The 21100-nt window shown below is 43.6% G+C and carries 17 protein-coding genes; 13 read left to right on the top strand and 4 right to left on the bottom strand.

Annotated elements, in window-relative coordinates:
- Positions 1-109 precede the first annotated feature (109 nt).
- The 3 genes from KL866_RS04655 (at position 110) to KL866_RS04665 (ending at position 3140) form a co-directional block, all read left to right on the top strand.
- The gene (locus KL866_RS04655; RefSeq protein WP_214993804.1) at positions 110-1564 is read left to right on the top strand and encodes an Ada metal-binding domain-containing protein; all 1455 of its coding nucleotides are present in this window, start codon (positions 110-112) and stop codon (positions 1562-1564) included.
- A gap of 2 nt (positions 1565-1566) precedes the next feature.
- Positions 1567-2181 carry a methylated-DNA--[protein]-cysteine S-methyltransferase gene (locus KL866_RS04660; RefSeq protein WP_251139840.1) on the top strand — a complete coding sequence of 205 codons (615 nt, stop codon included), beginning with the start codon at positions 1567-1569 and terminating at the stop codon, positions 2179-2181.
- Between the two features lie 74 nt (positions 2182-2255).
- Positions 2256-3140, top strand: a complete 885-nt coding sequence (locus KL866_RS04665) for a DMT family transporter (RefSeq protein WP_025257350.1) — start codon at positions 2256-2258, stop codon at positions 3138-3140.
- Positions 3141-3157: 17 nt separating this feature from the next.
- Here KL866_RS04665 and KL866_RS04670 read toward each other — a convergent pair whose 3' ends face one another.
- Positions 3158-4579, bottom strand: coding sequence for a diguanylate cyclase domain-containing protein (locus KL866_RS04670; RefSeq protein ID WP_025257351.1), 1422 nt, complete (start codon positions 4577-4579; stop codon positions 3158-3160).
- Positions 4580-4811: 232 nt separating this feature from the next.
- Between KL866_RS04670 and glmU the strand changes: the two genes are divergently transcribed.
- The 9 genes from glmU to KL866_RS20540 all read left to right on the top strand — a co-directional run bounded on the left by glmU (position 4812) and on the right by KL866_RS20540 (position 16352).
- Complete coding sequence (gene glmU / locus KL866_RS04675; RefSeq protein WP_214993716.1) at positions 4812-6170, top strand: bifunctional UDP-N-acetylglucosamine diphosphorylase/glucosamine-1-phosphate N-acetyltransferase GlmU; 1359 nt, start codon at positions 4812-4814, stop codon at positions 6168-6170.
- 352 nt (positions 6171-6522) lie between these two features.
- On the top strand, positions 6523-7563 hold the full coding sequence (locus tag KL866_RS04680; protein WP_025257353.1) for a Gfo/Idh/MocA family oxidoreductase: 1041 nt from the start codon (positions 6523-6525) through the stop codon (positions 7561-7563).
- 203 nt (positions 7564-7766) lie between these two features.
- Complete coding sequence (locus tag KL866_RS04685; RefSeq protein WP_214993718.1) at positions 7767-8576, top strand: DeoR/GlpR family DNA-binding transcription regulator; 810 nt, start codon at positions 7767-7769, stop codon at positions 8574-8576.
- 2 nt (positions 8577-8578) lie between these two features.
- Positions 8579-10411: a glutamine--fructose-6-phosphate transaminase (isomerizing) gene (glmS, locus tag KL866_RS04690; RefSeq protein ID WP_025257355.1), complete on the top strand. Its 1833-nt coding sequence runs from the start codon at positions 8579-8581 to the stop codon at positions 10409-10411.
- A 187-nt stretch (positions 10412-10598) separates the two neighbouring features.
- Complete coding sequence (locus KL866_RS04695; protein WP_311236122.1) at positions 10599-10955, top strand: lipid A-modifier LpxR family protein; 357 nt, start codon at positions 10599-10601, stop codon at positions 10953-10955.
- Between the two features lie 145 nt (positions 10956-11100).
- A complete protein-coding gene (locus tag KL866_RS04700) occupies positions 11101-12087 on the top strand; it encodes an LLM class flavin-dependent oxidoreductase (protein ID WP_214993719.1) in 987 nt (328 codons plus the stop codon).
- 124 nt (positions 12088-12211) lie between these two features.
- Positions 12212-13234 carry an ABC transporter substrate-binding protein gene (locus tag KL866_RS04705; RefSeq protein WP_025257364.1) on the top strand — a complete coding sequence of 341 codons (1023 nt, stop codon included), beginning with the start codon at positions 12212-12214 and terminating at the stop codon, positions 13232-13234.
- A 19-nt stretch (positions 13235-13253) separates the two neighbouring features.
- Positions 13254-15179 (top strand): ATP-binding protein, encoded by a 1926-nt coding sequence (locus KL866_RS04710; protein ID WP_025257365.1) that lies wholly within the window; start codon positions 13254-13256, stop codon positions 15177-15179.
- A gap of 102 nt (positions 15180-15281) precedes the next feature.
- The gene (locus tag KL866_RS20540) at positions 15282-16352 is read left to right on the top strand and encodes a GGDEF domain-containing protein (protein ID WP_025257366.1); all 1071 of its coding nucleotides are present in this window, start codon (positions 15282-15284) and stop codon (positions 16350-16352) included.
- A 47-nt stretch (positions 16353-16399) separates the two neighbouring features.
- On the opposite strand, the gene KL866_RS04720 is transcribed toward KL866_RS20540, so the two are convergent.
- A complete protein-coding gene (locus KL866_RS04720; protein WP_214993721.1) occupies positions 16400-17398 on the bottom strand; it encodes an NADP-dependent oxidoreductase in 999 nt (332 codons plus the stop codon).
- Positions 17399-17800: 402 nt separating this feature from the next.
- On the opposite strand from KL866_RS04720, the gene KL866_RS04725 reads away from it, so the two are divergent.
- On the top strand, positions 17801-19135 hold the full coding sequence (locus tag KL866_RS04725) for an OmpP1/FadL family transporter (RefSeq protein ID WP_025257368.1): 1335 nt from the start codon (positions 17801-17803) through the stop codon (positions 19133-19135).
- A gap of 106 nt (positions 19136-19241) precedes the next feature.
- Here KL866_RS04725 and KL866_RS04730 read toward each other — a convergent pair whose 3' ends face one another.
- Both KL866_RS04730 and KL866_RS04735 read right to left on the bottom strand, forming a co-directional pair.
- The gene (locus KL866_RS04730) at positions 19242-20126 is read right to left on the bottom strand and encodes a LysR family transcriptional regulator (protein ID WP_025257369.1); all 885 of its coding nucleotides are present in this window, start codon (positions 20124-20126) and stop codon (positions 19242-19244) included.
- A gap of 277 nt (positions 20127-20403) precedes the next feature.
- Positions 20404-20847, bottom strand: coding sequence for a DUF2721 domain-containing protein (locus KL866_RS04735; RefSeq protein WP_025257370.1), 444 nt, complete (start codon positions 20845-20847; stop codon positions 20404-20406).
- Between the last annotated feature and the right edge of the window lie 253 nt (positions 20848-21100).

Genomic DNA, 21100 nt, shown 5'->3' on the forward strand with positions numbered 1-21100 from the left:
TCATCTATACTTACCTATTTTTATAGAGTGCCGATTTTGTCGCACTTATAGCGCAAATGCACGATACACTATGTTCAGATATTGAACTAAAGGCGAGCGCTGTATGCTTATGTCAGATAATGGTGCTGTACAGGATGATAGGGCTTTAGCTAACGAGGTGTTAGATGAGTCTCTATTTTCGAAGGCTAGACTTAGCAGAGATCCGCGTTTTGACGGGCGGTTTTTTGTTGCGGTGAAAACAACGGGCATTTTTTGCAGACCCATTTGCCCAGCGCGTCTTCCTAAAGAAGAAAACGTTACCTATTTTGAGCATGCCACGCAGGCTATGGCACAAGGTTATCGGCCTTGTTTTCGCTGCAGACCCGACAGTGCGCCTCGTTCTGCGGCTTGGAAAGGCGTGGGGGCAACAGTAAGCCGAGCGCTATCGCTATTATCTGCCATTCCTATTGAGAGTGTGTCAGATATTGCCTGCCGATTAGGTATAAGTGAGCGCTACTTAAATAAGCTGGTCGTCAATGCCGTAGGTATATCGCCCAAACAGTTTCAAAATATGCAACGGGCTTTGTTTGCAAAGCAGCTTATTCAGCAAACCCATTTATCTATGACAGATGTATCTGTAACGGCGGGCTATCAGTCTCTTAGACAGTTACAGCGCGCAATGGAACAATATTGCGCAACCTCGCCTACGCAACTTAGAAAGAAGCAATGCGCTGAACAAAAAACGATATCTTTATTTTTATCTTATCGCCCCCCGTATAATTGGTATAACGTGCGAGATTTCTTAGCAACCCGCGCAATCGAAGGAATGGAGCACGTAACCGAAAACAGTTACCAGCGCTATTTTTCAAACCAATCTTGTGTTGGCTTTTTCAAAGCAGTACATGATGAAGCGCGCTGCGGGTTCAATGTTCATATTGATATGCCTAATTTAAGCAGTCTTCATAATGTTATAGAAAACATAAAGCTTGTTCTTGACCTTCACGCTGATCCGTTATTAATTGAGCAAAGCCTAATGCAGGCAGGGCTGTCAAAAAAGCAATTAACATCAGGCTTACGCCTTCCCAGCGCGTGGAGTGTATTTGAAAGCGGTTGCCGCGCTATTGTCGGGCAACAAGTTAGCGTAAAAGCGGCTATCGGTCAGGTTACGCTGCTAGTGCATCAGCTTGGCGAAAGGGTACCAAATGTCGTTTCTTCGCAAGACTTTGATACCGAGACGGGTGAGCGTTATAGCTTTCCTACACCAGAGGCCGTTGTGAGCAACAGCCTTGAGTTTTTGCGTATGCCGCAGGCCCGAAAAAGCGCGCTGCACAGTTTTGCACAATTATTTGTTGGCGATAACATGCCGGCCCATGAAGATATCCTTGCAATTAAGGGCGTGGGCCCGTGGACACTAGATTATTTGAAAATGCGTGGCGAGAGAGACCCCGATATTTACCTTGGTGGCGATTTAATTGTTCGTAAAATTGCGCAACAATTTCCTATTGATCCGGAAAAGGCAGCGCCATGGCGCAGTTATTTAACCCTTCAACTTTGGCAACTTAGCAACCAGCAAAAAGAGTCTTAATCATGATATACACAGGTTTCGCAAATAGTGTGCCAGGCCCGCTCAAAATAGAAGCTACTGACGAAGGGGTAACGGCTATCGCGTTTTTAAACTCAGATGAAACTGAGCAATTTCCCCCAGTGAATCCTTTTAAGCTAAGTGATAAAAGTGAAGTGACCACTTACACCGATGATGCTTTGAAAGCGATTCAAAAGCAAACCAATGAAAAGCAAAGCAACCTCCATGATGATAAGGTTTACGCGCATCCCCGTTCACGCACTAATGCAATCACCGATGAAGCGTGCCGTCAACTTGAGGCATACTTCGATGGGCAGCTTCATGAATTTGACTTACCGCTTGCTCCTAAGGGTACTGAGTTTCAGAATCAAGTTTGGCGTGCTTTACAACAGGTAAAGTATGGTGAAACGGCCAGCTATTTAGATATTGCAAAAGCAATAGGCAACCCAAAAGCAGTACGGGCCGTGGGAATGGCAAATGGTCGTAACCCTATTGCCATTGTAGTGCCATGCCATCGTATAATCGGTAGTAATAGAACCCTAACGGGCTATGCGGGTGGGTTACCCCGCAAGCAGTATTTACTTAATTTAGAGGGAGCCCAAGGGGTGTTGTGGTCATAAGAGAATGGTCATAAAAGAGCGGTGATAAAAAAATGGTTCATAAGAGATAGTGATAAGGGAATGGTGATAAAAGAATGGCAATAAAAGACATTATCTCGCTGTTGGTGTTAGCAGGTATTTGGGGCGGTTCGTTTATTTTTATGCGTGTTGCGGCACCTGAATTTGGTATCTATGTGTTGGTGGCTATTAGAACCGTACTGGCTACGGCAGTATTGCTACCTTTGCTGTTACTGCGAGGATCGGTTAGAGATATAAAGCGCCACTGGCTGGCCATTGCTTTAGTAGGCTTGGCAAATACAGCAGTTCCCTTTGTACTATTTAACTACAGCAGCTTGCATTTAGAGGCAGGCGTTAACGCCATTTTAAATGCAACTGCGCCCATGTTTGGGGCCATTGTTGCGTGGCTGTGGTTAGGTGACAAATTGACAAAGTCAGCGGTTGCTGGGCTTTTTGTTGGCTTTGTGGGCGTTACCGTTATTAGTCAGCAAAAACTAGGCGAGGGAGATATTAGTTTTGTTCCCATTTTAACGGCGCTTTTGGCCACTACGGGCTACGGTATTGCGGCGTGTATGATGAAAAAATGGCTGCAAGGGGTTAAACCTTTGGTTGTTGCTACGGGCAGTCAAGCTATAGCTAGCGTTATGTTAGCACCGTTTGCACTAGCAACCTTGCCAGATACAATGCCTAGCGTGAATGCATGGGTAAACGCAGTGGCATTAGCCATCGGTGGTACGGGCATAGCGTACATCTTGTATTTCAAACTTATTGCCGATATTGGCCCGGCAAAGGCCATTACCGTCGCTTACTTAGTACCGCTATTTGGTATTATTTGGGGTGTACTTTTCTTACACGAGCACTTGTCGGTACAGACTATTGTGGGCGGTTTAATGATTTTATTTGGTGTGGCGCTAACCACAGGCGTTCTCAAACGAAAACGCCTTAAGGTTAAACCTGCTTAAAGTGAAGTCAGCTTAGGTTAGTCTATTAGCTGCATTCTAACTAAATTGCTGCCGTCGCGCTTGGCTTGATAAAGCGCGTCTTCAGCATGTGCCGTTACCTCGTGCATGGCGCGAGGTGACGCAGTATATGAAATACCAATAGAAGCGGTAATTACAATTTCTGGTAGCTCTGGCAGGGGAGGAAGCGTAGCAATGCCATGGCGAAGGTTTTGTGCCATATCAAACGCCACATGAGGGCCAGTGTGAGGCAATAAAATGATGAACTCCGCGCTACTCCATCTACCCAGAACATCTTGTTCACGCATATTATCAGCTAAGTAAGTTACTACTTTATCGAGAATATCGTCGCCTGCGTTACGGCCATGGGCATCTACAATATCAGAAAGCTCGTCAACGCTTACCAACATAACGCTAAGCGACTTGTGCTCAGCCAACAGCGACTTATAAATTAGCTGCAAATTATCTTTCTCAGGAAGACGGTTGCTGTGACGTACCACTAAGTCTGGTTGCATGTCTTTTCTGAAATAATACAGAAGGTTGTAAATAAGTAAGAATAGCGAGAATACAACAACAAGCAGCGTTACTACGCTAAAAATAAACGCTTGAGAGATTTCTGCTTGGCGATCTTCTAGCGGGCTTAACAAAAATACGGTCCACCCGAATTGATTCAGCTTAACTTCGGCAATAAGGAAGTCTTTTTGGTCAATAGTGACTAACTTATTATTCAACGCTTGCTCGCTTTGAATAGTCATGGGAAGACTGGCGTACCAAGGTAGCTCAGATAAGTTAGTGAAGTCGGAATAAGAGGCAATTAAGCTTGGGTCTGAAGACAGCATAATGTCGCCTTCACCGTCTACAAATAAGAAATCATAGCCGTATTCCTGTTTGTATGTATCAAACACTTCGATAAAACTACGCAGGCTTTTTCCTACGCCAAAGAAGCCTAAAAAGCGGTCGTCTTCATCGTGAATTTTAATATCGATATAAAAGTGAGTATCTTCCCATTTACCTATATCGGCCACGGCATCAGTGGGGTAATCGCGATACTTGAAGTACCAGCTTACTTCACCTTCAATAAGGTTAATGATGCTGCCGTCAGAATTATACTGCTTTCTGTCTGCTTCACTGGCTATGAAAAAAGACAATCCGAATTCATTTTCAAGGCGATCCAATGTCTTGAAAACAGCTTCTTGGTCAATGGTTTCACCGTCCATTAAATCAACCAGTTCAGTCGAATGACCTAAGGCTTCAGAAATATGTAACGGCTTGAGAAGTTGCTCTACGATAAGCGATATAGCAGGCGATAATGACTGCTGCTGCGCTCGACTTTGTTCGGCAACAATTTTTGAAATACTGAAATGTACTAGTGTAACAATAGCGATAACCACTACCGCAAATAACACTAGAATACTTCTATGTAGTGTACGAAATGTGTTCACAGACTGCGCATGCTCCCTTGCCTGGCTGAACCTAACCTAAGTCCTGAGTATACCTGTTGCAATAATGAACTACTAGGCGGTTTGTTTTAACTTTAGACTAAATAACGAAGAACAAAAGGCCAAAGCAAAGCCATCCCGCCAGACCTCGCAATGAATATGTCACTGACATATTCATTGTGCTTGGTTAAACTATGCCTTGGTTTTCATTCTCTTTGCGAAATAAAGGAATTATATGGCTTTCTCAGTGGTTGTTTTAGCGGCGGGTAAAGGTACCCGTATGAAATCGTCGTTGCCAAAGGTTTTACACAAAGTGGGTGGTGTGCCTATGGTGCAGCGCATTATCAACACTGTTAAATCATTGGGTGCTGACAATATCCACTTGGTATACGGTCATGGCGGCGACCAGCTTAAGGCAACGGTTGTTGAAGATAACCTTAACTGGTGTTTGCAGGCTGAACAGCTAGGTACGGGCCATGCCGTGCAGCAAGCAGCTCCGCATATTAAAGACGATGAAGATGTACTTGTCCTTGTTGGCGATGCACCACTTATTCGTGAAGAAACATTAAGTGCACTAAAAGCTGCGAAGGAAAGCTGTGACTTAGCCTTGTTGACCGTGAATTTAGACGACCCTACAGGTATGGGCCGCATTATTCGCGAAAATGACAATATTACCGCGATAGTAGAGCACAAAGACGCTACAGAAGCACAGCGTGAAATTAGAGAAATCAATACCGGCATGATGATGATGTCTGGCAAAGACCTTAAGCGCTGGCTGGGCGAGTTAAGCAACGACAACGCACAGGGCGAATATTACCTTACTGATGTTATTGCAATGGCCGCCGCTGAAGGCAAGATTATTCAATCGGCTCAGCCGCAGTCGGCTGTAGAAGTGGAAGGCGTAAATAACCGTTTGCAGCTGGCTAACTTAGAACGAGCGCTTCAGCACCGTCAAGCCGATGAGTTAATGACGAACGGGGTTACCTTGTTGGATCCCACTCGTTTTGATTTACGCGGCCAGCTAGAAACCGGTAACGATGTAATTATCGACGTTAATGTGATTATTGAAGGTAAGGTTACGCTTGGCAGTAACGTTACTATTGGCGCTAACTGTATCCTTCGAAACTGTACCATTGCCGATAACGCCGTGATTGAAGCAAATTCTATTGTTGAAGAAGCCAGTGTTGGTGAAGCTTGTACAGTTGGGCCTTACGCAAGATTACGCCCTGGAGCAGTAATGCAGAAAAATGCCAAGGTGGGTAATTTTGTAGAAATGAAGAAGGCCACGTTAGGAGAAGGTGCCAAAGCGAACCATTTAACCTATTTAGGCGATGCAGAAGTTGGTGCCAAAGCGAACATTGGCGCAGGTACAATTACCTGTAACTATGATGGCGTGAATAAATCAAAAACCGTGATAGGCGAAAACGCTTTTATCGGCTCCAACTCATCACTTGTTGCGCCAGTAAACATTGGTAAAGGCGCGACTGTGGGCGCTGGCTCAGTAATTACGTCAACAGTAGACGAAAACGCACTAGCCGTGGCCCGTGGAAAACAGCGCAACATTCAAAATTGGCCTCGACCGACTAAAAAATAAAAACACTTCTTGGCCATAGATTGCTTTACAGCACTCAAGAATTAGGGCTGGCAAATACAAACCGTTATTTGCTAGCCCAATAACTTCAGCAGTTTTATCAAAAAACTTTACCGATACAACATACGGCTGATGTAAGCCTCTGGTGTAGGACATTAAAGCAAACATCTAGCGCTGGGTTTCAGCGCAAGGTTTCAGCACTAGCATTTAGCGCGTAGTCGCAAGGTTAACTATTTTAGTTAACCTTCCCACTTCAAGTTTTTCAAATAATGAACCATCCATAATTCTCACTATCTACATTTACTGATAGTGTGTGTTCACTTACTTTAAAATATTTATCTTTCATGGAGCTGCTATGATATCTACACTACTTGTCGGCTTTGGGTTTTCAGCCACTACGTTCCATTTACCGTTCCTAAATTACCTTCCGCAGTTCTCAGTAGATGTGGTTATTTCCTCAAAACCCGATGCGGTCAAAGCGGTTCTACCCCATGCTGAAGTGTACAGCTCGTTGGAAGAAGCGCTAAAAATTCACGATGTAGACTTGGTGGTTATTACAACACCGAATCATCTTCATGGTGCGCAAGCTCAAATGGCGTTAGAGCATAGTTGTCACGTGTTAGTAGAAAAGCCATTCACACTAAATAGCGAAGAAGCAGAAGCGCTAGTTGCTCTTGCAAAAGCACACAATAAACAGCTTTGTGTATACCAAAACAGGCGTTTTGATGGCGACTTTCTTACAATTAAGCTGCTTATCGATGACGGTCGGCTAGGTGAGATTAAACGCTTGGAAAGCCGCTTTGACCGGTTTCGGCCAGTACCACGGGATAGATGGCGTGAAAACGAAGGCCCGGGTAGCGGTATTTTCTGGGATTTAGGCCCGCATTTAATCGACCAAGCATTACAGCTTTTTGGTGAGCCAAAAGCAGTGTCTGCAAATATATTGACGTTACGTGAAAACGGGCAATCAGACGACACCTTCGAAGTTACGCTTCACTATAGTGATAAGGTTATACAGCTAGGTAGCTCAGCCTTTCAGGCAGGCGCAACACTTCGTTACGACCTACAAGGCACAAAAGGCAGCTTTCGAAAGTTTTATCTAGATCCACAAGAAAACCAGCTGCGTGCAGAGCTATCGTTTGACAATGAAAGCTGGGCGAAGACAGATGAAAAAGAACATGGCGTGCTAGCTATGCTCGCCAAAAATGGCGAGCTGGTGGAAGAAGTTATCGAAACACGAAAGGGGGAATACTTAACGTTTTTCAATCGTCTAGCTCACGCCATTGAAGACGGGAAGTTTTCGCCTGCTGATGCAGTCACCGTTGTACCTGTTATAAAGGTAATTGAATTAGCTATACAAGCAAGTGAGCAGAAGAAGACGCTGGTGTTTAAGTAAACAATTACCTTGATCAACGTTTCAATTTGACTTACGATGCTTTCACTTTGTAATTCATAGCTTTCGTTTTGAAAGATATGGGTTGTGATAAGCATATTTTTTACGAAATATTTATGGGGGTTGTGCGCTAATGTGTTGCGCTGGAGTGCCCCAAGGCGTAAGCAAAATCTAAATAAGTAATTCGTAAAGCCATCGAGGTTATATTGAAAAGTAGTAAATCAGTTGAACAGCGCCGCCAGCAGATAGTGGCCTGGGTTAAAGAACACGGTCATTCACAAGTTGAAGATTTAGCCGTGCGTTTTGCTACCTCTGAAGTCACAATTAGAAAAGATCTTGCAGCGCTTTCCCAGCAAGGCTTACTTATTCGCCAGTTTGGTGGTGCAGTGCCTGTACCGTCTATAGCTTCAGATACTCTTTCTTCTCAAGCTATCACTAATGAAACTTACCCAATCCAGACGACTAGCCCGATAATTAAAGCCATAGGCCAGTGCGCCGCAGGTTTAGTTAAACCGGGCAATAAGACAGTAATAGATTGCGGCTCAACCACCGCATCAGTTTTGCCTTTCCTATCGGATATCGATGATTTAGTGGTAATGACCAATACGTTATCGACTGCAAATTACCTTACCCAAAGTGCTAAAGAGCCTACGGTGTTAATGGTAGGTGGTACATGGGATGTGCAGTCTCAATCGTTTCAAGGTGCCATGGCTGAACAGTTAGTTAACGCCTATAGTTTTGATATTGCATTTATTGGTGCTGCGGGCATAGATGTAAATAGAGGCACTACCACCTTTAACGAACTTATTGGTGTGACCCGTGCCATGGCCAAGGCTGCTACAAAGGTGGTGGTATTAGCCAGCTCGAAAAAATTAACGCATAAAATGCCTAACCTAGAGCTGAGCTGGAAAAACATTTCTGTTTTGATCACTGATGAAGGCATTAGTGAGCAGGACAAACTTAATATTGAAAATCAGGGCGTGACTGTACTTATTGCAGCGCCGAGTGGAGAATAATTATGTGTGGAATTGTTGGCGCTGTTGCTGAACGTAACGTGGTAGAAATTCTTCTAGAAGGGTTAAAAAGACTAGAATATCGCGGCTATGATTCAGCCGGTGTAGCGCTATTGCAAAACGATGGCACATTGTCTCGTATTCGCCGTACAGGTAAAGTGCAAGAACTTGCTGATGCCGTAGCAGAAGGCGAAGCTTTGGGTACTACTGGTATTGCGCATACCCGTTGGGCAACCCACGGTGGCGTAACTGAAGCGAACGCTCACCCTCACTTTTCAACCGAACGTGTTGCCGTTGTTCACAACGGTATTATTGAAAACTACGTTAATCTAAAAGCCCAATTAAAAGAGAAGGGCTACACCTTTACCAGCGATACTGACACTGAAAGCATTGCTCACACGGTTCACGAAGAACTTAAATCGGGCAAAGATCTGCTTGATGCAGTACAAAGCGCGGTTAAAACTTTTCACGGTGCTTATGGCACCGTCATCATGGATAAAGAAGACCCAAGTCGCGTAGTGGTTGCACGCTCGGGCAGCCCATTAGTAATCGGTTTAGGGCTTGGTGAAAACTTTATCGCATCAGACCAAATGGCACTTTTACCAGTAACACGCCGCTTTATCTTTTTAGAAGAAGGCGATGTAGCTGAGATTACGCGCCGTGACGTTAAAATTTTCGATAAAGACGGCAATGCCGTCGAGCGCGAAGTAATTGAGTCAAACGTAGAGCACGATGCCGGCGATAAAGCGGGTTATCGTCACTACATGCTTAAAGAAATTCACGAACAGCCAACGGTTGTGCGCAACGCACTTAAGGACCGTATTGATGAAAACGGTCTTATCGCAGATGTATTTGGTCAAGGTGCTGACGAGATATTTAAAAAAGTACAGCACGTACAAATTATTGCCTGTGGTACTAGTTACCATGCGGGAATGACGGCGCGCTACTGGCTAGAGCAGTACGCAAACGTGTCGTGTAACGTAGAAATTGCATCAGAGTTTCGTTACCGAAAATCAGTGGTTCACCCAAACAGCCTGCTTATTACTATTTCGCAATCAGGCGAGACAGCCGATACGCTAGCCGCACTTCGCTTAGCCAAAGAGCTTGGCTATATGTCTAGTTTGACCATTTGTAACGTTCAGGGCTCGTCGCTAGTTCGCGAGTCAGACCTAGCCTTTATGACCCGCGCTGGCGCGGAAATTGGTGTAGCGTCTACCAAAGCCTTCACTACCCAGCTTGCTGCTTTCCTTATGCTAACCCTTGCATTAGGCAAAGAGAATAGTATGACTGAGGCCGACAGCAAGGCTATAGTTTCTGCGCTTCACAGCTTACCTGCCAAGCTTGAAGAAACCTTAGCTATCACTGGCGGCATCGAAGATTTAGCTGAAGAGTTTGCCGATAAAAACCATAGTTTGTTCCTAGGTCGTGGCGATCAATATCCCATCGCCATGGAAGGAGCGCTTAAGCTTAAAGAGATTTCTTACATTCACGCCGAAGCCTACGCGTCGGGTGAATTGAAACACGGCCCACTCGCGCTAATTGATGATGAAATGCCGGTAATTGTGGTTGCACCAAATAACGAACTGCTTGAAAAGCTAAAGTCGAACGTTGAAGAAGTGCGCGCTCGTGGCGGTATTATGTACGTATTTGCTGATAAAGATGCCGCGTTTGCAGGGGATGAAACCATGCGTGTTATTGACGTACCGCACTGCGACGAGCCAATTGCACCTATCATTTATACCTTGCCGCTGCAGCTATTGAGCTACTACGTAGCGCTTATTAAAGGTACGGACGTTGACCAGCCACGTAACTTGGCGAAGTCGGTTACGGTGGAGTAAAATGACAAATCTCTCACTTGTTGAGTTCTTCTATTCTTTTTTCAATTTCCTGAGCGAATAGCTGATAGTAATTCATATCGGGCAAGCTCCAACTTATGTAACCGGTGAGGTAAGTCTCCTCACCGGCTTATGAAAAGCTAGAAGAATTCAAACAAAAATCTGTCTAGTAAAGTCTGGTCGATTCAGAATAGGAAATACCGGTATATCTGAATTCTATGAACACGATTTTATAGCATTAGGACCACAAGTTGAAATGGTTGAAAGTGAGCCTCATTATGACAAAGGCATGTATTTTTATTTGGGGTATCGACTTTCTGGAAACATTTACAATGTAGGATTACAGGGGCAGTTTAGAAGTAACGACTACGAAATCGATGCTGGCGACATTAAGCGTATTACACATACTTACGGCTTTGGTATCGTAGCTAGGCCGTTTCAAAAAGTTGGTTTCTCTTTTGGTTTTACATGGCGCACGCCTGAGTTCGAGTCGCGTCTTTATGAACGTACCCACGGTTATGGGTCATTAAATGTATTTTGGAATTAAATATAACAGTACTTATTTATCCCACTTCAATCACTTCATCGACAAACCATCCCCACCCGTCTTACATGATCAAGGCAAACGTTGTAAAACAAAAAGCAAGTTCATACATACTAGTGATTACCAAGTTTAAGCATTGCGAGGCAACATGGCTATTCCTTATTCACTGCTCGATTTAGCGCCTATATCCGAAGGGTATAGCGTGAAAGATGCGTTAAACAACTCTAGGCTTATGGCTATAGAAGCGGAGCGCAGTGGCTATGAAAGAGTGTGGTTAGCGGAGCACCACGGTATGCATGGTGTAGCCAGCTCTGCCACCTCTGTAGTCTTAACGCACATTGCTAATGCTACCTCTACCATCAAAATTGGGGCGGGTGGCATTATGCTGCCCAATCATGCGCCCTTGGTCATAGCTGAACAGTTTGGCACCTTGGCTGAGTTATTTCCCAATCGCATAGAGCTTGGGTTGGGTCGTGCACCAGGTACTGATATGTCAACAGCAAGAGCGCTTCGTCGAAACTTACAAAGCGATGTCGATAGTTACCCAGACGATATTCTAGAACTTCAGCATTACTTGGGTACACCTAAAGAGGGTCAGCCAATTGTCGCAGTGCCTGGAGCGAATACACATGTTCCGCTATGGTTGCTTGGCTCTAGCTTATACAGCGCCCAAGTGGCGGCAAAACTGGGGCTGCCATATTCATTCGCTTCTCACTTCGCACCCGATGCGCTATTTGATGCCCTCCATGTGTATCGCAACATGTTTAAACCTTCGTCGCAGCTTTCAGAGCCAAAGGCGATGGCGGGTGTGATGGCTGTGATTGCCGAAACCGACGAAGAGGCAGAATTGTTATTCACGTCGGTGAAGCAGCAATTTATGAACATGCGACGTGGCCTTAACAAGCCGTTCGCCAAACCTATGCAAAACTTTGATGCATATTGCACGGCAACGGATGAGGCCATGTTATCAAGTGTACTCAGATACGCTTTGGTTGGTTCGAAAGAAACCGTGCGAAGCAAGCTCGCTGAATTTATTGAGGCAACAGATATTGATGAGATTATTGTGTCGATGCCAATTTACGATATAGAAGCGCGGTTATTTAGTGTTAAAGCGTTCGCAGACATCGCGTTATAGTGCTTAAAGAGTTATTACCAGTGTTAAGCATTTGGTCATAACTTCTTCTATGCAATGCTCAATAATAACTTTATGATATACAGTGATGTGTGTATTTTCATTTAGTTTTTACAGGTTTATAGTCATGCGAAAGGTCTGGATTTTCTTTTTCTCCGCGCTTATTTGTTTCGCGGTGACCTTGAGTTCTGCGCAAGCAAAAGAAGTGCTAGACCTTGTTATCCTTGAAACGCTCCCCGTTCCCATTGTAGCCGAATCACGGGCCGAATTTGAAAAAGAGCTTATTCGTATTATGCCCGAACACGACATAAATATAGCCACCTATAATGCTGAGGGGTCTGAGGAACGCGCTAAAGAAATATTAAGTGAGTTGGCGCACAAACCTGCTCCTGACCTTATTGTATCTGTTGCCACTCTTGCAGCTCGCGCCCTTAATACCTCTGAAGAATTTATTGATACCCCGAAACTTTTTATGGTTGTTTCAGCCCCCGTTGAAGAGGGAATAGTCCCTGCTATTGGAGCCGTGAGCAATCGCAATATGACGGGGGAGTCGCACGTACTCGATGCGAAGGTTAAGCTTGATATGTTGGATGGCGTGCTCAGAGCATCAAACCCCTCATCACCTTTCACCATAGGGTTAGTACATTCAACTTACCCCTCTTCGAGTAATTTGGTAAACCAATTGCTTGCGTTAGACAGCGAATATGAAAATATAAACTTGGTTGCAGTCAGCACGACTTATTTAGAAGGCGATGAAGGGCTGGTTGAAATGACCGATAGTATTGTTGATAGCTTAAACCAAAAGAGATCAGAACTTGACGGTTATTGGCTGTCGTCAGGTCCTTTGGCTGAAGCCAACGGCCTAGTTGAAAAAGTCAAAGAGACTTCAGGGTTGCTTCCTTTGTTTGCTGAAAGTATTTCATCTGTTAAAAAAGGCGCGCTTATTGGCGTGGTTTCTGAACCGGCTAGTATTGGAAAATCAGCAGCAAGAAAAGCGAAGCTGATACTGCAGAGAAAATCGGCGAGAGACATTCCCGTTGGTAAAATGGATACGTACACTGTTGCAGTAAATGTAACTACGGCAATTAAACTTCAACTGCCTATCCCATCAAGTTACCTAAAACTCTCCAAAGAGCATGTGTATCAATAAGGCCTAATTAGAAGCAAGTATGCGAATTAAATCAAAACTGCTAGTTATCTACATTCCAATTTTGTTAATTGGTATGGCTCTTGCCGGCTATTGGGCCTATCTGACAGCGTACGACTCGGTCCGCGAAAGGGAATACCAGCTTCTTACCCAAACCCTTACGCTAAACGTGTTAGAAATCATAGATGAAAGGCATAAGCTTCTTATTGAATCTGGGCTTGAGAACGTGCCCGTGTTTCGCGATGCTTACCAAAAAGAAGTTTTTGAAGAGCTGAAGTCGTTGCAGCAGGCAACCAACCGGCATTTTGCTATTAGTGAGAAAAGTACAGACACGGTCATATTTAGCACTGCTGAGAGTACGGTTGAATTGAATGTGGAAGATGCAAGCAGAACAATTATTGCTAACCGAGAAGTGGCGTTTGGTGAATCGAATGTCAACGATTCCGATGTACTTTTTGCCTGCGCTGAATTCGAACCTTGGAATTGGAAAGTTACCGTATTACAGTCTGCAGACTCTCTTCAGTCTTCGCTGTCTACCATAGCCACACTTACATCTTTAGTTACCCTTTTTACTGTAGTTATTGTGAGCCTTTTAATAGGGCGAGTTACACAAATATTTGTTGTTTCTCCCATTGAGAAAATTAAATCAGCAGCAAGTCGCATCGCAGTTGACCATAAAAAGGTTAGTATCGACCTTCAACAAAACGATGAACTTGGAACTCTTGCTCGTGATGTCGAAGCTATGTCTGGAGAAATTGAGCAGTATGTTGCACAAGCCCAACAGGCAAATCGTGCAAAAACCGATTTTCTAGCAGTAATGAGCCACGAGATCAGAACGCCGCTAAACGGTATTCAAGGCTTGGCTACACTGCTTCTAGATACACCGCTTTCAGACAAACAGCACCAGTATGCTAGCGATTTGAAGTCATCGGCATCTATTCTTGCTACTGTTATAAACGACGTATTAGATCTTTCTAAAATTGAATCGGGTATGTCGGAAATTGATGTGACAGAGTTCGATCTTGACTCAATGCTGAACGACCTGATTACACTATTAGGTACAAATGCGAGTGCGAACAGTACCCGGTTAGTTTATAAGAGCAAGAATTTAGAGTCTGTGGCGGTTACCAGCGATATTACTAAGCTTCGCCAAATCATTATTAACCTGGTGAGTAATGCTATCAAGTTTACTCACAAAGGTACGGTGAGTGTCTCTGCTAAACTTAAACAGCCCTCAACAGAAACCATGAGTGATAATCGTTTAGTCATTGCAGTTAAAGATACCGGTATTGGTATTGATTCAGAAAGGCTTGAGCATATCTTTGACAAGTTCACCCAGTCTGATTCGTCAATTACTCGTAAGTATGGCGGAACGGGTTTAGGTCTTGCTATTGCTAAGCAGCTTGCTCATATACTAGGTGGTGACATTAAAGTGGTAAGTAAAGTGGGCGAAGGTTCATGCTTTACCGTTACTGCAAATGTTCAATCTCGACTGAAATCAGAAACATTGACCGACTCTACGTCTGCGCGTCAAGCCCATGGCGCTAGCTTACCAAAAGGGCTTAAAATTCTATTGGCTGAAGACAATGCTATCAATGCTGTAGTGGCACAAGCGTTGTTAGAACAGCTAAACTGCGATGTTGAACATGTTGATAATGGACTGAAAGCCGCAGCGCGTGTCGAAGAAGGTGGAATTGATGTTGTCTTCATGGATATACATATGCCTGTTATGGATGGTATAGAAGCAACGAAACGCATTAGAAAGCTAGATGGTGAACTTGGTGAAATACCGGTGATAGGTCTTACCGCAGAGGCATTTAAAGAGCGCCACTTAACATTCAAGCAGGCGGGGATGGACGATATTGTCACTAAGCCTGTCACCGTTGAAGCACTGCAAGAAAGTTTGTCAAAACTGGCGCTTAGCCAAGAAGTCACTGATAATAGTTAAAGCAACTCTGCGTCAATGTGTTGCGTTTGTATAGCCAGTGGTGGTTGCCACCATCGGCTGTATTGAAATACTTATACACGACTTTATTTATTAAGGTGACGAGTGCAAATCCACAGACCCAGTGAACAACGCAGGCTAAGAATCGCTCTTATTATTGGCGCTATTCTGGTAATAGTGTTCATGGCAGCTGATTTAGTGCTATTGCCTAGCAGTATGTACGAATTGTACACCTTCGACCGTCTACTTCTTCAATTCCCTATTGTACTCATCGTTGTTGGACTGTCTTTTTGGCGCGAATTCATGCGGTATCGAGCGTACATATTTGCCGGCCTGCTTATTGCGCTTTCCTACAGCAACTATTGGTTAATATGGGTTTGCTGGGAAGAGCACAACTTTATTTTTCCCTACGAAGGCACCATCCTCTATGCATTCTTTTGTGTATTCGCGTTGGGTATTCCATTTAGGTTAGCAGCCGCAGCTAATGTCATTAATATCTTGGGGTTTTTAGGGCTAATGTGGGTAGCGCCGGTTTATGGTGACAGGGTTCCTATTTCAGCAGCTTTTGTATCAGGGTCATTATTTACATGCGTTTACGCTCGTTATCGGCTCGATCGCAGTGTACGCATGCTCAAAGAAACTAACGACCGTTTATTAAAGCTTAGCAAGTTCGACCCGTTATCTGATTTACTCAATCGACGCGCTCTGCGAGATCAAAGTGAAAAGTTGTTGGCCTTAAGTAAGCGTCATGACGTGTCGATGGCTGTATTAATGCTCGATTTAGATGACTTCAAAAAATACAACGACAGTTTTGGTCACCAACAGGGTGATGAAGCAATAAAAGAACAAGCGTGTATTATGAAGCAAGTATTTAAACGGGAAACTGATATTTTGGGCCGCTACGGTGGCGAAGAGTTTATTGTTGTTTTAAGCGATATCAGTAAAGAGCAGGTAGAAAAGCACGCGCAAGCACTATTGGATAAATGGAAGCAGGCTCAATTAAAACATGCGAAGGGAGCAAAGCACCCGTTTATGAGTTGTTCAATTGGTGTTGCTTACGCCAGTAAAGTTGGTGAAATATCCATTGATTGGCTTGTTGATGAAGCCGATAAATTACTTTATGAAGCTAAAGAAAAAGGTAAAGCACAGTATGTGATAACAGAAGCACAGTGCTAGCGTAAACACTGTGCTCTTAATTTAAACGGTACTCTTCGTTTAAAAAATTACAGCTTAAGTATCATTTTTCCGGTGTTTTTACCTTCAAACAGCATATTTAAGCCTTTTTCGGCGTTATCTAAACCTTCAATGGTATGCGCGCGGTACTTTATCTTTCCTTGCTGGACATAAGGTGTGAGTTTTTCTAAAAGCTTTGGAATTTCATCCCAATGATCTGGCATCGCAAACCCACGAATATTGATACGTTTTTTGATAAGCGGGATCCAGTTTGGCCCCGGAGCGAGGTTTTCCGACTGATAATCGGCAATCATTCCACATACAACAATACGCCCATGGGCATTCATTCGGTTGACGATATGCTGTTGAATCGGGCCGCCAGTATTTTCGAAGAATACGTCTATTTTGTCTGGAGTAAGCTCTGCTAGCTTTTCTTCTAAGTCATCAGTTTTGTAGTTGATTGCGCCGTCAAACCCAAGCTCGTTGACAATCCAGTCGGCCTTGTCGTCACTACCCACTACGCCAATTACGCGAAGCCCATCCGCTTTTGCTAGCTGACCCACTATTGAACCTACAGAGCCTGCCGCACCTGTGACAATAAGGGTTTCGCCTTCTTTGGGCTCGCCAAAATTAAATAGACCAGTAGTAGCGGTTAAGCCGGGTAATGCAAATACGCATAACGCCATTTCTTCCGTTATGCCATCTTGAAGTTTATTAAAGCCTGATCCATCACTTAGTACATACTCACTCCAGCCAGTCATGCCCATAACCTTGTCGCCAACTGAAAAGTTTGGATTATTAGACTCAACGACTTCGCCCACACCGCTAGAGCGCATAACATCGCCAAGCTCTACAGGAGGAATATAGCTTTCTCTGTCTTCACTCATCCAACCTAACATGGCAGGGTCTAGAGACATGTGGGTTTGCTTAATTAGAATTTGGCCGCCCTTTAGCGTCGGTATTTCAAGTTCTTTTGTTTCGAATAGATGAGGGCCAATTTTTCCATCTTCGGGACGCTTTACCAGCGTGATAGCTTTATATGTTGACATTGTATCCTCCTGTAACATGTAAAAAGTTTCTGGTGATGTGCCTAATGATTTGCCTAGTATTGAAACGCAATATGCATAGCTGAGATCACCCATCGATTGTAAAAATAGGGTGGGGCTTATTGTTATAAACACAACCAGTGTGCATGTGTAGTTATAAAATTAAGAGAAAAATGAAGTCAGTAACAGTAGTTATTAGTGATAGTGATAAATAATTTCATTAACAATATCGTGATCTTTGGTTAACTTAAGGTTATCAAGGTTGTTTATAAATGCGTCGAAGTTGTAGCTAAAATTGTAAAAAATGCGATAAAAGTGCGTAAATAACGTTTACTTGCATTGAACAAAAGTACTCATATCCGTAGAATGCCCGGTGCAATTTTCCCCTATTACAATGAGTATCTTATGAAGCAACAGTTTTCTTTACGTGCCTCAGTTTGCTTAGCGCTTGCTACCTTAGCCTCTTCTTCTGCGCTGGCAGCTGGTTTCCAAGTTAATGAACACAGTGCAAACGGTTTAGGCCGCGCTATGGCTGGCCAAGCGGCTAAGCCAGAGAATGCCTCGATTTTAGCAACCAATCCTGCAGCAATTGGTGTATTTAAAGAAGCTGAGTTCAGTGCATCGGTAAGCTTTATCGACCCGAATGTAGATATTAATGGCACTGCTACTTATGCATTGGGAGACATGCCTCTTCCAACTGATGCGACATCTCTTTCAACTTCAGCAACGGAAGATGATATTGCTGATACTGCGTTTGTACCTGGATTTTTCTATACCACTCCAATCGATGAAAAGTTCTCAGCTGGTGTTGGTGTGTTTACCACTTATGGTCTTCGCTCTGATTACTCAAACGACTTCGAAGCGTTGCCGTTTGCAGATGAAGCAGAAGTTAAAAGCGTAACGTTCAACCCAGCTATATCTTACAAAGTTAACGAACAGCTAATGATTGGCTTTGGTCTTAATGCGACCTACGCTGAAGCAGAAATTGGCTCAGGGGTTTCCGAGTCTCTATCGTTTGCTTTTAACGCATTAGGTACCACTGTACCAGCAGGAGCATCTCTTTTTAATCTTGAAGGCGACGACTGGGGTTACGGCTGGAACGCGGGTATTTTCTGGCAGCCTACTGACATGACTAATATTGCTCTTTCATATCGTGCTGAGACTAAGCTTGAATTGAGCGGTGAAGTGTCTTCAGATTTGAGAGCAGCACTTAACCAAGGTGGAAGCCTTGATTTGAACTTAGCTGCAATTACAGAGTTAGCAATTGATCAGAAGCTAAATGATCAATGGTCTGTTCAAAGCAGTGTTACTTTTACTGATTGGAGTACTTTCCAAAAGCTTGAAGCGAATCTTGAAAGTGGTGATGACTTTCTAATCAAAGAAGAAAATTTTGACGATTCGTGGCGTGCATCAATCGGAGTTACCTACATCTTAAACGATGAGATTACTCTTCGTGCAGGTTACGCCTATGACGATGGCGTGGTATCGGTCGAAAACCGTTCGCTAAGTATTCCTGATACTGACCGTCACTGGGTGTCTGCTGGTATGACTTACACAATGAGTGAAGACACCTCGATTGACCTAGCCTACGTATTTATTGATGGTCGTAAAGCAAATATCGATAAAAGCAGAACGATTGTTGAAGATGTAATGCCAGGTACTGACTTTACCACTAACTTTACTGGTACTCAGTCAGCTACTGCGCACATTCTAAGTGTTCAAATGAACACTCGCTTCTAATAAACAAAGAAGCCAAAGCGATACAAAAAGCAGCGTTTTTACGCTGCTTTTTACGTTTTAAGTCATATGTTTTTTGCTTACGGATGAATATTCCACTAACCAACGGTTAAATCTGTGCAAACAAGTCCTGCAGACAGGTAATGGCAGCACTAATTTTAGCGGGTATTAAATCGCGTTTAGGGGTTACCGCATAAACGGTATAGTCAGGTAACTCCCATTCTGTGAAGAGCTGCTTCATTTCCTCTGATCTGAGTAAATGTCTTACCTCTGGCTCAGGCAATACTGCATAGCCCAAATTATCTTGGGTAAGCTTAATTAATGTCTGCATTGAATTTACATCAATACGCTGAGCGTCCAATTCAAATTCGCCGTTGCTTTCATGCTTCATGACATAGTCTTCAATATGTCTGTGTGCAATGTAAGCGTGTTCACTTAACTGTTCTGGTGATTTTAGCGTTTCCTTAGCTAACGGATGCGCTGTCGACACGCACAGAATTCTTTTCCAGGTAGCAAGCTTTAAACTACTAAAATTAGTGTCAGAAACTGGGGCAAAGCAAAGAACAAGATCTGCACTTGATGCAATAATGTCCTTGGGCTCGTCGGTAACAGTTAAAGATATAGTAATTTGAGGAAATTCTTCACATAACTTTTTCAACGGCTCGCTCAGTAAACCGCCGCCAAAACCTTCAGGTGCGATAATGTTGATTTTACCAGTAGGGTCGTCTTGAAGGCTTTCGATTTTCTGTTGAGCCAGTTCCGCGGTTTGCAGCATTTGCTTGCTGGTGTTGTAGTATATACGTCCGGCTTCAGTGAGGCTTAAGCTTCGTGTATTTCGGTTAAAAAGGCTAAGACCTATGTCGTTTTCAAGCTTTCTCAATTGTTGACTAATTGCCGAAACCGTCATGTGTAGTTCTCGGGCTGCAACACTCATGCTACCGCTATCCGTCACTGCAACAAAAACCTGAAGAGAGCGAAGTAATTTAGTATTCATGGCGCAGTTTAATCCTTTCCGTTAGCCGTCATTTTTTAAGTCTATATTTGTAGCAAAATTAAGACGTTGATGGACGAATTTTACCTTATTCAAAAGTTAATCAGCGTTTTTCACTTTGTTCTTTACTTAATCCTTACATAAAACCCTAATTGCTATTGAGCTAAGTCAAAAACCACATCTATGAATAGATAAAAGCAGCTAGAGTAATTAAAAATTTTCTAACTGCTTTTTGAAATAGCTACTACATTCGGCTTGTCTTGCAAAATAAGCACTAAAATTACCGAATAGTTCTGACCATATTTATGGTGTTAGTTGCAAGTTTCACTTCAACCAAAAAGACAATAAGTGCACTTATTAGAAACATCATAGCGAGTATGAACAATACGATAATTGGCGTTTTTAAATTTACGACCCAAAGCGACCCCGAGAACAGCGCCATAATGACCGTGCACACAAGAAGCCCAGACGCAACACATAGGCCAATAGCCCAATTTATGACTTTAACTCTGCGCCACAGCACTTTGATTTCTTTCTTGGATCGGTCGACGATGTGTGGGTCTGACAAGGTGTGAATTTGCCTCTCTGCAACTCTTACTCTATCCGATATCCGTCCTAATCGAGAGGACATTACGTTAAGAAAGCCCGCAATACCGGTAAGTAAAAATACGGGGGCGACAGCAAATTCAATAAGCTGTGAAAGACTAGGAATAAGTGTGTCCAATGGTTCCTCCAGCGAACATAGTTTGATTGTTTTACTTCAGACAAAGGGTATTTAACTTATTGTTAAACGCTTCTTTGATGCATGGCCTATTGTTGTGCGTTATACATCGTCATGCGAATGCGTGAGTAGAGCCGCTACTTACGGCTTTGACAGCAAAGTCAGCAAAGATTGCGCCAACGATCAAAGCAGATAAAAGGCGCGACTATATAACCTACGCACTAGTTTATCGGTTTTTTACCCATTCTTGTTTAAA

Origin of the sequence: Alteromonas sp. ALT199 (assembly GCF_018619335.1) — a bacterium.
Taxonomy (GTDB): Bacteria; Pseudomonadota; Gammaproteobacteria; order Enterobacterales; family Alteromonadaceae; genus Alteromonas.